The sequence below is a fragment of the Alistipes sp. genome, assembly GCF_020026455.1.
GTDB lineage: Bacteria > Bacteroidota > Bacteroidia > Bacteroidales > Rikenellaceae > Alistipes.
Window position 1 is genome coordinate 1 of the sequence record NZ_JAHHQJ010000012.1, and the last position, 13,656, is coordinate 13,656.

10 protein-coding genes and 1 tRNA gene are annotated in these 13,656 nt (G+C 58.9%); 9 read left to right on the plus strand and 2 right to left on the minus strand.

The genetic code is table 11. The annotated features are described in order from the left end of the window. Positions 1 to 320: 320 nt before the first annotated feature. A tRNA-Ser gene (locus tag QZ460_RS07655) sits at positions 321 to 407 on the minus strand. 387 nt (positions 408 to 794) lie between these two features. Here QZ460_RS07655 and QZ460_RS07660 point away from each other — a divergent pair. The 9 genes from QZ460_RS07660 (at position 795) to QZ460_RS07700 (ending at position 12,058) form a co-directional block, all read left to right on the plus strand. Beyond that, entirely contained in the window at positions 795 to 1,940 is a 1,146-nt protein-coding gene (locus QZ460_RS07660) for a hypothetical protein (protein WP_290540989.1), read from the plus strand. A gap of 29 nt (positions 1,941 to 1,969) precedes the next feature. After that, the gene (locus tag QZ460_RS07665) at positions 1,970 to 3,658 is read left to right on the plus strand and encodes an outer membrane protein transport protein (RefSeq protein WP_290540990.1); all 1,689 of its coding nucleotides are present in this window, start codon (positions 1,970 to 1,972) and stop codon (positions 3,656 to 3,658) included. Between the two features lie 369 nt (positions 3,659 to 4,027). Then, complete coding sequence (locus QZ460_RS07670; protein ID WP_290540991.1) at positions 4,028 to 5,116, plus strand: DUF4434 domain-containing protein; 1,089 nt, start codon at positions 4,028 to 4,030, stop codon at positions 5,114 to 5,116. Between the two features lie 3 nt (positions 5,117 to 5,119). Continuing rightward, positions 5,120 to 6,544 carry a sugar porter family MFS transporter gene (locus QZ460_RS07675; RefSeq protein WP_290540992.1) on the plus strand — a complete coding sequence of 475 codons (1,425 nt, stop codon included), beginning with the start codon at positions 5,120 to 5,122 and terminating at the stop codon, positions 6,542 to 6,544. 4 nt (positions 6,545 to 6,548) lie between these two features. Then, positions 6,549 to 7,715, plus strand: a complete 1,167-nt coding sequence (locus QZ460_RS07680) for an AGE family epimerase/isomerase (protein ID WP_290540340.1) — start codon at positions 6,549 to 6,551, stop codon at positions 7,713 to 7,715. Between the two features lie 54 nt (positions 7,716 to 7,769). Next, entirely contained in the window at positions 7,770 to 9,581 is a 1,812-nt protein-coding gene (locus QZ460_RS07685; RefSeq protein ID WP_290540993.1) for an FAD-dependent oxidoreductase, read from the plus strand. 6 nt (positions 9,582 to 9,587) lie between these two features. Next, positions 9,588 to 10,256: a GDSL-type esterase/lipase family protein gene (locus QZ460_RS07690; protein ID WP_290540994.1), complete on the plus strand. Its 669-nt coding sequence runs from the start codon at positions 9,588 to 9,590 to the stop codon at positions 10,254 to 10,256. A gap of 9 nt (positions 10,257 to 10,265) precedes the next feature. Further along, positions 10,266 to 11,351, plus strand: coding sequence for an SGNH/GDSL hydrolase family protein (locus QZ460_RS07695; protein WP_290540995.1), 1,086 nt, complete (start codon positions 10,266 to 10,268; stop codon positions 11,349 to 11,351). A 14-nt stretch (positions 11,352 to 11,365) separates the two neighbouring features. After that, positions 11,366 to 12,058: a GDSL-type esterase/lipase family protein gene (locus QZ460_RS07700; RefSeq protein ID WP_290540996.1), complete on the plus strand. Its 693-nt coding sequence runs from the start codon at positions 11,366 to 11,368 to the stop codon at positions 12,056 to 12,058. Between the two features lie 345 nt (positions 12,059 to 12,403). On the opposite strand, the gene QZ460_RS07705 is transcribed toward QZ460_RS07700, so the two are convergent. After that, positions 12,404 to 13,645 carry a hypothetical protein gene (locus QZ460_RS07705; RefSeq protein ID WP_290540997.1) on the minus strand — a complete coding sequence of 414 codons (1,242 nt, stop codon included), beginning with the start codon at positions 13,643 to 13,645 and terminating at the stop codon, positions 12,404 to 12,406. Positions 13,646 to 13,656 lie beyond the last annotated feature (11 nt).

Genomic DNA, 13,656 nt, shown 5'->3' on the forward strand with positions numbered 1-13,656 from the left:
CTGCTACTAAAACATTTAATTTCAAAGAGCGCTTATGTAATGTTAAACTAAAGGACATTGATGCTTTTGCAAAAAAGCACATGTCTATAAATTGGGTTACAGAACGTACCAAACAGCTCAAAAATGTGGGCTAAATTGGGAACGTTAAACTGGACACCCTACTTATTTTCTTAAAAAAGATGCTGACGAAAAGAGAAAGATACTCATTCTTCTTTTTTCGCCAGCATTTATCTTAAAAATCAAAAAAATACACCAAACTTAATTTTTGGGTGTGAAAAAGGGTGTAAATCTCATAACCGCTTGATTTACACCCTTTATTGCGGAGAGGGAGGGATTCGAACCCCCGGTACAGTTGCCCGTACACCGCATTTCGAGTGCGGCCCGATCGACCACTCCGGCACCTCTCCTTTTCGGTCGCGGGAGGAGGATTTCACCCCTTCTCCCGATCCAAAACCGTTGTTTTGGGACTGCAAATATAGACATATTTTTTGTTTCTACACATTTTTGTGCGAAAAAAATCACTTTTGCATCTAAAAAAGCCTTCAGAGACCCTCTGGCCGCAGCTTTTTCGGATTTATTCGTACCTTTGGCTCCGGCGAAGATGCGCCCGACCGGTAAAAATGACGGCAAGTTTGCTTTTGCTGGAGCCTATTCGTATCTTTGCCAACGGACGGATCCGCCCTGCCCGTGCAGTATTTTCCGTGTGCGGCCGTTTATAAGGGTGAACGATACTAAAACCGGTACGGTTTTCGTTTGTTATATGGAAGAACTAACGCAAACATTTTAGGTGCGCTATGAAAAAGTTGAATATTTTATTCGGAACCCTCATCCTCTCCGCAGGCCTTGCAAGTTGCTCGTCGGCTTACTACGCCTCGGCGGGGTATGCTTCCGACGATCTCTACGCCGTGCATGACCGTGCGGAGATCTCGCGCCGGAAGCAGGCCGAGGCCGAGGCGCAGCGTGCTGCCGCCGAAGCCCGCAAGGCCGAATGGGAGGCTCGGATCGCCGAAGCGAAGGCCGCGGCCGCGGAGAATAGCTATTACGAATACAGCTCTGCCGCTGTCAATCCCTACGAGAGCGTGCTGGCCGACGACTACGAAAGTGCTTATGCGCGCCGCCTGCGCGGATTCGAGTCGCCGACCTACAAAATGCCGTCGAGCTACATCAATGCGCGCTACGGCTCGTCCTTCAACTACGTGTCGGCCTACGACCCGGCGTTTTACAACATCGTGGTCATGGGGGACCAGGTGTGGGTTGAACCCAAGTACATCACCTCGATGTTCGGATCGTGGGGCACGGTGATCTATTCCGATCCGTGGTACTACGGCTGGAACAGACCCTGGGGGCCGAGTTTCTCGTTCGGCAGCTGGGGCTGGAGCTTCGGGTGGAACTCGTGGCACAATCCCTGGTACGGACCTGGTTGGGGGCCGTGGTACAGTTCGTGGTACGATCCCTGGTACGGACCGGGTTGGGGCTGGGGCCCCGGATGGTACGGCCATTATCATTGCCCGGGCTGGGGGTCGGGCTGCTACGGACGGCCTTATCAGTCGAACATCGTGCGCCGGCCCAATCCCTACTCGTCGCCTTCGGGAACCCGCTACGGTCTGGGACCGCGCTCCGGGTCGAAATCGACCGGGTCGATGCGCGGCGGCAGCGGCGGCCGGAACACCTTCGGCGTGCGCGACAACAGCCGTCGGAATTCGTCCGGCGGACGCTATAATTCGGGCTTCCCGTCGCGAGGCGGCAACCGTTACAACGGCGGGGATTACCACAATTCCGGCGGCAACACCTTCGACCGCGGCGGAAGCTACAACAGCGGCAGCGGTTCGTCGTCCTACAACCGCGGCGGTTCGTTCTCGTCGGGTGGCGGCGGAGGTTCGCACGGCGGTTCGGGCACGGTTTCGTCGGGAGGCAGCTACCGCAACTCCGGCGGCCGTTAACGGTGGATTTTCTTAATGGGTAAATGACTATGAAACGACTGATAATCACGCTTGCGGCCGCTGTGACGGCGGTCGGGGCTTCGGCACAGCAATCGGGAGGTCTCCTGATGGACAAGGAGCTGCTGATGCCGACCGATATGATCGAACTCTCGCAGACGCAGTTCAACTTCGGCACGGCGCGTGCCATGGCCATGACGGGAGCTTTCACCTCGCTGGGGGCCGACCTTTCGTCGATGTCGATCAACCCGGCGGGTCTGGGCATGTACCGCCAGGGCGACATCTCGATCACGCCGATGATGTCCTTCGCGCGGAGCAAGAGCAACGCTCCGGAGTACGGACGCAATTCGCGGGATCGTTTCTCGATGGCCAACGTCGGCGTCGTGATCAACGCTTACGAGGGTTCGCGCTCGCTCATCAGCCTCAATGTCGGCTTCGGGTACAACCGCATCGCCGATTTCAACTACGACTATGGGTTCGTGCGTCAGAACCAGGGCGGTACGATCGGTGACGTCTATGCGCGTCAGCTGGACTGGGGAGGTCTTTCGAAGAACGCCTTCTACAACGGAGGCGGCTCGGGTTCCTGGAACTGGAACAACTTTTCGCCCGAATATTGGAACGCAGCGCTGGCTTACCGCGGGTTTCTGATCGACCAGACCGATCCCGACAATCCCAAGACGTGGAAGCCGACCTGGGTCGGGAATGATGCGGCTGTCGACCACTACACGATGTTGCGGAGCAAAGGCTCGATCGGCGAGTATGTGCTGTCGGTGGGTGCCAATATCAACAATAAAATCTATATCGGTGCGTCGCTGGGCATCCAGAGCGTCTACCAGCGCAAGTACATCGACTATGTCGAGGAGTATTTCTACGATGCGCTGAGCCAGAATACGCCCGATTTCGGGAACTCCGGGCTGGACTATCAGTTGCTGCGCTGGAAGCTCAACCAGAGCGTGATTGTGGAAGGAACGGGCGTCAACTTCAAGGCGGGTATCGTCTATCGTCCGACGGCGAACCTGCGTCTCGGTGCGGCGATTCATACCCCGACCTACTATTCGCTCGACCGGAAATTCCAGAGCTCCGCGGCCGGACTGGCCTATGCCAACAGGGATAGTGATCCGAACGTGAAGCCCGATGCGGAGGGTTACATCTCGACGGCCGGCGATCCGAACATGACTTCGCCGCTGCTGGTCGACGACGGGCCCAACAGCTGGTCGTTCGTCTCGCCGACACGGCTGATGTTCGGCGCGTCGTACACGTTCGGCGAGCGGGGTGTGATTTCGGTCGACTACGAGCGCGACTGGTACAACGGCATCCGTATCAAGGACAACCCCTCGGGGCTGGATTCGCAGTCGTGGTACAATGATTCGTTCCGTCAGAATTTCAAGGGCTCGAACATCGTGCGTGTGGGTGCCGAGTTCAAACCCCTGCCGATTCTGGCGTTGCGCGCGGGCTTCGGCTTCAGTGACTCGATGGTCCGGGACGACAAGTTCCCGCCGGCATCGCCCATCATCACGCAGACGACCTGTTACGGCGCGGGCGTGGGCCTCGCCCTGTCTCGGAGTGTGCGGCTCGATCTGGCCTATCAGTACATGTCGTCGAAGACCTCGGACTACTACCTGTTCTATGCCGAGGATGACAGCGGGTATAGCGAGAGCGCTGTCTATTCGACCGACATCAACCGGCACAACGTGGCGCTGACACTCGGATTCCGTTTCTGACGGGGTGGGGGATGTTTTATATTATAAAGGTCCGTCTTTTTTGCGACGGGCCTTTCTTTTTTGCCTCTCTGATGCAGCCGGGCGGGTCGATGCCGATGCGGCGGTCGAATTCTGTCGGTTGGGTGGGGCGCCGTGAGCGGTGAATGGCTGCGCCGTCCCGGGGCGAGAAGCCGTGCCGGATGCGGAGGCTGCGTCGCGAAAGAACCCTGGGGCGGAAATCGCTGCTCCGGACATCTTTTTTTTCGTTTTTTCATTTTAGGGCAATAAAAGAGGCGTAAATTTATTTCATTGTAAATTTATTTATTATTTTTGCGCATGAAAAAGGATAAAATTTACTTTTGCGGAGCTAAACTATAAATTCAACCTGATATGAAAACCTCAAACAGACGTTATTTTCTGAAAAACATAGCTGCGGCCGCTGCCTCGGTGGTCGCGGGTCCGAGCCTGGTGAAGGCGGCTTCGGAATTCGGGTCGGAAGAGCATGCCGAACTCTACGGCTCGCATGCATCGGACAAGAGCGGCCTTCTGGTCCCGCGTGAGGGCGGTCTCCGGATCACCGGAACGTTCCTGGATGAGATTTCGCACGACATCCCGCACCAGAACTGGGGCGAGAAGGAGTGGGATCAGGATTTCCGCCACATGAAGGCCATCGGCATCGACACGGTGATCATGATCCGTTCGGGCTACCGCAAATTCATCACCTATCCTTCGGAGTACCTGCTTAAACAGGGCTGTTACCGGCCTTCGGTCGACCTGGTCGATCTCTACCTGCGTCTGGCTGAGAAGTACGGCATGAAGTTCTACTTCGGTCTCTATGATCCGGGAAGCATGACGGGAGAGGTGGACCACAACCTCTATGTGATCGACGAGGTGTGGGCCCGCTACGGCCACTACAAAAGTTTCGGCGGCTGGTATCTGAGCCGCGAGATCAGCCGTGCGACCAAGGGTGCGATCGGTGTGATCCATGCGTTGGGCAAGCAGTGCAAGGATGTCTCGAACGGGCTGCCGACCTTCATCTCGCCGTGGATCGACGGCAAAAAGGCGGTCTGGGCCAGCTCGGCGACACTGACCAAGGAGCAGGCCGTTTCGGTCGAGGAGCACGAACGCGAGTGGGACGAGATTTTCGACGGCATCCACGATGTGGTCGATGCCTGCGCTTTTCAGGACGGACATATCGACTACGACGAACTCGACGCCTTCTTCTCGGTGAACAAGAAACTGGCCGACAAATACGGCATGAAGTGCTGGACGAATGCCGAGTCGTTCGACCGCGACATGCCGATCAAGTTTCTCCCCATCAAGTTCGACAAGCTGCGGATGAAGCTGGAGGCGGCCAAACGCGCGGGTTACGACAAGGCGATCACCTTCGAGTTCTCGCACTTCATGTCTCCCCAGTCGGCTTACCTTCAGGCGGGCCATCTCTACAACCGCTACAAAGAGTACTTTAACATTCGATAGCCGATGAAATCGCAGGCAAATGCGGGGTATGTTGCCTTTCTGTCGCTTGTGGCGGCGATCGGCGGCATCCTCTTCGGATACGATACGGCGGTGATTTCGGGGACGATCAGCGGCGTGGCGGCCCAATTCTCGCTCGATGCGATGCAGCAGGGCTGGTTTGTGGGCTGTGCCTTGGTCGGATCGATCGCGGGAGTCGCCTTTGCGGGCGTCTTGAGCGACCGCTTCGGCCGGAAACTGACGATGTCGCTTTCGTCGGTGCTCTTCACGGTCTCGGCCGTGGGGTGTGCCGTTTGCGGCAGCTTCACGGAACTGGTCGTCTACCGCATCATCGGCGGAGTGGGCATCGGTGTGGTTTCGATCGTTTCGCCGATGTATATCTCCGAGGTGGCCGTGGCCCGTTGGCGCGGCGCACTGGTCTCGCTCTATCAGTTGGCCATTACGGTCGGATTCCTGATGGCCTATCTGGTCAATTTCCAGATCCTGAAGTCGGCCGAAACCGCGGTCCACACCTCGGCCTTCATGCAGAAAATATGGGTTACGGAGCTCTGGCGCGGCATGTTCGGTGCCGAGACGTTGCCTGCATTCCTCTTCTTCGTGGTGATCTTCTTTATTCCCGAGAGCCCCCGCTGGCTGGTCCTTCGCGGTGCCGAATCCCGTGCGCGGCGTGTGCTGGAACGTATCTACCGCTCGGCCGAGGCGGCCGAAGGGGAGATCTCCTCGGTGCGCAGTGCCGCCGCTCTGGCTTCGGGTGCGGAGTGGCGCGTGCTCTTCGAACCGGGCATCCGCATGGCGGTTGTCATCGGAGTTTGCATCGCCATCCTGGGCCAGTTCATGGGGGTCAATGCCGTCTTGTACTACGGCCCCACGATTTTCGAGAATGCCGGTCTGTCGAGCGGGGATTCGCTCTTCTCTCAGGTGCTGGTGGGGATGGTCAACATGCTGACGTCGGCGCTGGCCCTGGTGATCATTGATCGCGTCGGCCGCAAGCAGTTGGTATACTGGGGCGTTTCGGGCATGATCGTTTCGTTGCTCTGCATCGCCTTCTATTTCCATTCCGGCGAGGCGTCGGGACTGTCGAACCTCTTTCTGCTGGTCTTCTTCCTGGCCTATATCTTCTGCTGTGCGGTTTCGATCTGCGCCGTGGTATGGGTCCTGCTCTCGGAGATGTATCCGACCCGTGTGCGGGGACTGGCCATGTCGATCGCCGGACTTTCGCTGTGGATCGGAACCTACCTGATCGGCCAACTCACACCGTGGATGCTGGAGCATTTGACACCTGCGGGAACGTTCCTTCTCTTTGCCGGAATGTGTGTGCCCTACATGCTGATCATGTGGCGCGCCGTGCCCGAAACGACGGGCAAATCCCTGGAGGAGATCGAGCGCTATTGGTTGCATGAAGGAAAACAGGCAAATCAAAAAAATAGATAGAATCATGGATTTAGGACAATTGTCGAAACGCTATAAGGAGGAGCTATTAGGGAATGTTTTGCCCTTCTGGCTTGATTTCTCTCAGGACCGTGAGTTCGGAGGCTACTATACGTGTCTGGACCGCAAAGGGAATGTTTACGATACGGACAAGTTCGTCTGGCTCCAGGGCCGCGAAGTCTGGCTTTTCTCGATGCTCTACAACAAGGTGGAGGTGCGCCGGGAGTGGCTCGACTGTGCCCTTCGCGGAGGCGAGTTTCTGAAGAAGTACGGGCACGACGGCTCCTGCAACTGGTATTTCTCGCTCACGCGCGAAGGCAAGCCGCTGATCGAGCCTTACAACATCTTCTCGTACACCTTTGCGACGATGGCCTTCGCCCAGCTATCCAAGGCCTCAGGGGATCCGGAGTACGCCCGGATCGCCAAGCAGACGTTCGACCGGATTCTGGAGAAGCGCTCCAATCCGAAGGGGCAGTGGTGCAAGTCCCATGCGGGTACCCGCCCGATCAAGGATTTTGCGCTGCCGATGATCCTCTGCAACCTGATGCTCGAGATCGAGCACCTGCTGGACCCGCAGCAGATCGAGTCAACGATCGAGTCGTGTCTGCACGAGGTGCTGGATGTCTTCTACCAGCCGGATCTGGGTCTGATCGTCGAGAATGTCTCTGCGGTCGACAATTCGCTGGTGGATTCGTTCGAGGGTCGTTTGATCAATCCGGGCCACTCGCTCGAGGCGATGTGGTTCGTGATGGACATGGGCCGGCGTCTGGGGCGTCAGGACCTGATCGACAAGGCGGTTCGGATCTCTCTCCGTACGATCGAGTACGGGTGGGACAAGACGTACGGCGGCATCTTCTACTTCATGGATCGTCTGGGTCATCCTCAGCAGCAGCTGGAGTGGGACCAGAAGTTGTGGTGGGTCCATCTGGAATCGGCCATTGCGATGCTCAAGGGCTACTGGCTCACGGGTAACGCGGAGTGTCTGTCGTGGTTCGAGCGTCTGGATTCGTACATGTGGAGCCACTTCAAGGATCCAGAGTATCCGGAGTGGTTCGGTTACCTGAACCGCCGCGGCGAGGTCCTTCTGCCGCTCAAGGGCGGGAAGTGGAAGGGCTGCTTCCACGTTCCGCGCGGCTTGTACCAGCTGTGGCAGATCCTCGAACAGTGTAAATAAGACGATCTTCAGCCTGAGTGCAGGGATCGTTGTCGTAAATTTTACAGATCGGATATGAGACGAATAATCGGATTATTACTCGCGGGCATATGGGCCTGGAGCTTTGTGCAGACGGCTCTGGCCGAGGCCAAGCCTATGCGCCGCACGGTCGATGTGCTGGTGATCGGAGGCACGACTTCGGGCACTTCGGCTGCCATTGCATCGGCCCGTCAGGGCGTCAGGACCCTGGTCGTGGAGCCGACCCCCATGCTTGGCGGAATGTTTTCGGCACAGGGCGTACCTGCCACCGACGGCAACCACAATCTGCCTTCGGGTATCTGGAACGAGTTCCGCGAGGCGCTGCGCGCCCATTACGGGGGTGCGGGGGCGTTGGCTACGGGTTGGGTGAGCAATACGCTTTTCGAGCCCCATGTGGCAGACAGTATCTTCAAGGCGATGGCTGCGGCCGAACCCACTCTCGAAGTCCTCTACGGCTATCATCTGGAGAAGGTCCACAAGCGCGGCAACCGCGTGCTGGGGGCGCTGTTCGAGAACCGGGCGGGTGGCCGTTTGGAAGTTTCGGCCCGGATTACGGTCGATGCCACCGATCTGGGCGAGGCCCTGCCGTTGAGCGGCACCCCTTACCGGATGGGGATGGATGCACGGGCCGATACCGGAGAGGAACTTGCCCCCGAAACGGCCAACGACATTGTGCAGGACCTGACGGTGGTGGCGATCCTCAAGGATTACGGCGCCGGTGCCGACAAGACGATTCCGCGTCCGCGCGGATACTGTCCCGCGGAGTTTTCCAAGTCGTGTGAAACCGCTGAGGGGGCGCCTATCTCCAGCCGGATGATGCTGGACTACGGGCGTCTGCCCCACGGCAAATATATGATCAACTGGCCGGTGAACGGCAATGACATCTATCTGAATGTCGTGGAGATGCCGCGTCGTCAGCGCGAACGGGTTCTGCTGGCAGCCCGCGAAAAGACACTCCGTTTCGTCTACTACATACAGCATGAACTGGGTTATGCCCATCTGGGTATAGCCGACGATGAGTTCGGCACACCCGACGGCCTGGCCTGTTTGCCCTACCACCGCGAGGGCCGCCGGCTCGATGGCGTGATCCGCATGACGCTCGACGATGTGGCCGACCGTTACGGTCCTCGCGCGCCCCGTTACCGCACGGGAATTTCGGTGGGGGATTATCCCGTGGATCATCACCATGCGTGCCATCCCAGCCTCGGCAAGATTCCCTTCCCGGCCATCCCCTCGTTTTCGATTCCGATGGGGGTGATGATCCCTGCCCGGACGGACAATCTGATCGTCTCCGACAAGGCCATCTCGGTCTCGAATCTGATCAACGGGTCGACCCGTCTGCAGCCCGTGGTGCTGCTGACGGGACAGGCGGCCGGAACCTTGGCGGCGCTGGCTGTCAGGCAGCACTGCCTGCCGCGGGAAGTGTCCGTGCGTGCGTTGCAGGCGGCGCTGCTGGCGCAGAAGGCCTATATCGCGCCCCTTTTCGATGTGAAGCCCGACGATCCCGATTTCGAACTTTTGCAGCGTGTGGCCGCCACGGGAATCCTGCGGATGACCGGCGAACCCTATCAGTGGGCCAACCGCTCGTGGTTCTATCCCGAAGGGCAGATTACGGTGGGCGAGTTCTGCCGCGGATTGCACGACTATGCCCCGCAGATCGAACCGGTGGACGACGAGACCCTGCTGACCGTCGCCCGTGCCGCCGAACTGCTCCGGCAGGCCGGAGGCAATCCGTCCGCGGAGGCTTCGCAACGTCCCGTCACGCGTCGCGAACTGGCCCGTATGGTCGAGGAGGCACTGCATCCGTTTGACCGCCTCGTTGATTTTGAAGGAAACCTGATAGAATAACCCATTATGAAAAAACTGATTCTCCTGATTCTGGCTTCGGTCGTGGCCATCACGGGGTTGGCCGGTCCGAAACGCGATACGCTGACTTTCCACAACGGTTACTATTTGGCCAAGCGCAATGTGGAGGAACTGGTGCCCGTCACCCGGAAGAATATCGTGATGTTGGGCAACAGCCTGACCGAGCGCGGTTTCTGGTCGGAGTATTTTCCGGACAGGCGGGTGCTCAACCGCGGTATCGGAGGCGACTGCATCTCGGGGATGATCAACCGCGTGCAGCCGATCGTCGACGGGGCGCCCAGGGCGGTGTTTGTCATGGCCGGAGTCAACGACCTGCTCTTCTCGGCAATCTCGTATGAGAAACTGCTGCAGCAGTACGAGCGCCTGCTGAACATCATCGCCAAGGGGAGCCCCCGCACCAAGGTCTATATTCAGAGCGCCCTGCCGGTTAATGAGCCGATGAATCGGGAGCTGCTGAAGGATCAGAACGTGCGGTTGGCCGAGTACAATGCCTTGCTGCGCAAGATGGCCGAGCGTCGCGGTCTGGTCTACATCGACATCTGGAGCGCCATGCAGCGCGACGGCGAACTGCCCGCGGAGTACACCGTCGACGGCATCCACCTCAATGCCAGGGCTTACGCCGTGTGGATCGAGGCGATTTCCTCTTACATCAAATAGTTGGTCGGAATGAAAGGTTGGTTCGTGGCCATGACGATGCTGTTTGTGGCGGGAGGGTGCACCTCCGGGCAGGAGCTCCGGTTCCATAAGGCAACCGACGACGCGATCCGTTTCACGGGGCGTGCTGCGGAACACGACGACGGCAGTCTGTCGTTCGACTGGAGCGGCTGTCATTTCACCTTCCGTTTTGAGGGAAGCCGCTGTGCCATGCGTGTCGCCGACACCAAGCGCAATTACTACAATGTCTTTGTTGACGGACAGCCCTGCGGCAAGGTTGCCGTCGAGGGCGAGCCCTCGTCGGTCGAACTTGTTTCCGGGCTGGAGAAGGGCCCGCACACCGTTCTGGTGCAGAAACGCACTGAAGCCGAGCAGGGCCGCACGACGCTCTACGGCATTGAGACCGACGGTCCGCTGCTCGCCTTGCCGCCTGCGTCGGGGCGCCTGATCGAGTTTATCGGCGATTCCCACACCTGCGGCTACGGCACCGAAGGCAAGGCGCCCACCGAGCCCTTTAGCCCCGAGACCGAGAATTGCGACTTGGCCTGGGCCTGCATCCTGGCCCGCCATTTCGATGCCGACTATGTGCTTACGGCCCATTCGGGTCAGGGTGTGGTGCGTAACTGGGCCGACACGAAGGAGACTTCCGATCTCACCATGCGCCAGCGCATCTCGCGCACCTTCGACATGGAGGAGTCGCCGGCGTGGAATTTCACCGCGTATGTGCCCGATTTGGTGGTGATCAAACTCGGCACCAATGATTGCAGTACGGACATCGTCCCTTCGGAAGAGGCTTTTTGCGAGGCTTTTGGACAGATGTACGGAGTCTTGCGTGAGAAATACGGCAAAGTGCCCGTTCTCTATGTCGTGCCGGAGGTGGCTCCGGCCTTCTACGGCTACTTGCAGCGCTTCAAGGAGCGTCCCGGGGTGGAGAACCTGCATTGTATCATGCATTTCGGCGGGATCACCAACTGGGCCGGTGACCTGGGGGCGGGTTATCATCCCAACCTGTTGGGCCAGCGCAAGATGGCTGCGGCTATTATCCCCTATGTGGCGACGATTACGGGCTGGGAGATGCCGATGCGTATCATTCGATAAAAAAGTTGCGAATCATGAAAAAGATCTTGTGTACCGTGCTGGCCCTTGCAGGCCTGTCGCTCGGAGTGCATGCCCAAACGGACGATTGGGCCAATTTCGGCCGCTTTGAGCAGGAGAATCGGGAGGTGTGCCAGCCTCAGGTGGTGCTGATGGGCAATTCGATCACCGAACTGTGGGTCAGGACGCACCCCGAATTCTTTGCTTCGCACGGTTATGTGAGCCGCGGCATCAGCGGGCAGACCACTTCGCAGATGCTGGTGCGTTTCCGTGCCGACGTGATCGACCTCCGTCCCCGGGTGGTGGTGATCTGTGCCGGAACCAACGACATTGCCCGGAATACGGGCTACATCTCTCTGCCCCATATTCTCGGAAACCTCATTTCGATGGTCGAACTGGCCCGAGCCAATGGCATACAGCCGGTTTTGTGCGCCGTGCCGCCCACGCGCGAATACCGTTGGCGCAAGGAGGTGAAACCCGCTCCGCTGGTGCGGGAGCTCAACGGGATGATCCGCGCCTATGCCGAACGGGAGAAGATCCCCTATGTGGACTATTATACCCCCATGGCCGATCCCGACGGAGGTATGAACCGCGCCTATACCGACGATGAGGTGCACCCCGTATCGGCCGGTTACGATGTCATGGAGGCGGCTTTGGTCCCGGTGGTGGAGCAGGCGCTCAAGGCCTCGAAAAAACTTCGCCGCAAGTAGGGTGGGCCTGTAGACCGGGCCGCACTATCTGCAGGCCGGAGCATAAGCCGGGCCGCAAGTTGACCCGGGCGGACGGAGACCTCGTCGTCACACTGAAAACTCCCGAAGAGACAGAGCGTCTCTTCGGGAGTTTTGCGCTATGGTGCGCTCCTCGGGGCCGGAGTTTCTCCTCGGGCTTTGCATCCGGGTCGTTCCTCGGGGCATTCCGGGCTGTTCCTCCCTCGGGTCATTCCCCGGGCTGTTCCCCGGGCTGTTTGCGGCGTGTAGCGGCACTTCTCGGGCTGTTGGCGAAGGGTTTCTCCCGGTTCGGAGGATACAGCTGTCCGCCCCGCATGCGCCTTGCGACTAACGCTTCAGACGGAGGATGCAGCCGCCCGCCTGTGTGGCGCGGATCTTCAGGGCGTGTTTCGCCGCCTGTACGACCTGTATGCCGGCCGAGGATTCGACCGTCTCGAAGTGGTTCAGGTCGATGTACGGGGGAAATTCGATCGAACGCTCGCAGGCTCCCTTGCAGGCGATGAAGAGCAGGTGCCCGTCCCGCAGCCAACCGTCGTAGCAGAGCAGGGTCGCATCATCGGTCAGCGCCTCTGCAAACCAGGTGTAGAGACCTCGCCAGCGGGTCGTGTCGCCATCGACACGCTCCTTGTTGCCGATCAGTTTGTGATAGCTTTTGCCGTAGGAGGCGTAGACGAAGAGGTAGTCGTCTTCGTCGATCTGTGCGTGGTCGCCCAGCCCTTCGGGGAGCAGGTAGGTGGATTGGTAGCTGTGGCCGCTGCGTTCGATGTAGCGGCGGAAGTGCGGATATTCCTGTTTGGTGAAATTCGTCACCTGCCCGGTGTCGGTCCAGTCGGCACAGGCTCCGTCGACGGTGAGCACCTGCTTTTCGCCCTCGAACATCGACTGCATGCCGTAGTAGATCGCCACGCATACCGGCGTGGGGTTGCAGAACCGGTGGGAGACCTGCACCTCGATGCTGTTGCGGAAGATGTGATAGGTTGCCGTTTCGTGACACAATTTGTCGTGGAGTTCCTCCCGCCCTGCCGGGTCGGTGCCGGGACGCGTAGGGTCCAGAATCGTGTTCTCCGATGTCACGCTGACGCTTCGGGCCCACATCCGGGTGTCGCCCCTGAGCTCCCGGTTGTCGACGTGGATCGTAAATCCCTCGTTGCAGGCCGTCGGAGCCGTGCGTTCGAGGTATTTGTGGTTGGCTCCGCACCATCCGTGCCCGGCAATGTTGAACGGACCGATGTTGTCGCTGTATGCCCGGTTGAGGAGCAGCTGAGGGGTGGTTTCGGGCTTGGTCGTCGGCTCGGGGTCGCTGTTTGGGATGCTGCTCACCCGGTAGAAGGTGTAGAGCCGGTTGAACATGCACCTCCTGAACAGGTAGATGATGTCGTTCTGCGGGTCGAGTTTGGCCGTGATGTAGAGATCCTCGCCCTGCAGCTTGACGAACATCCTGTCGCTGATCGTCTGCTCTGCGGACGGCTGTTTTGCCGCCTCTTTCCCAGGGATGCGCGTTTGGCGGGCCGGGGCGTCGCAGGGACCGTACAGCAGAAGGGCTATGATGATGAATCGGAGTCTTTTCATGGTTGCATCTG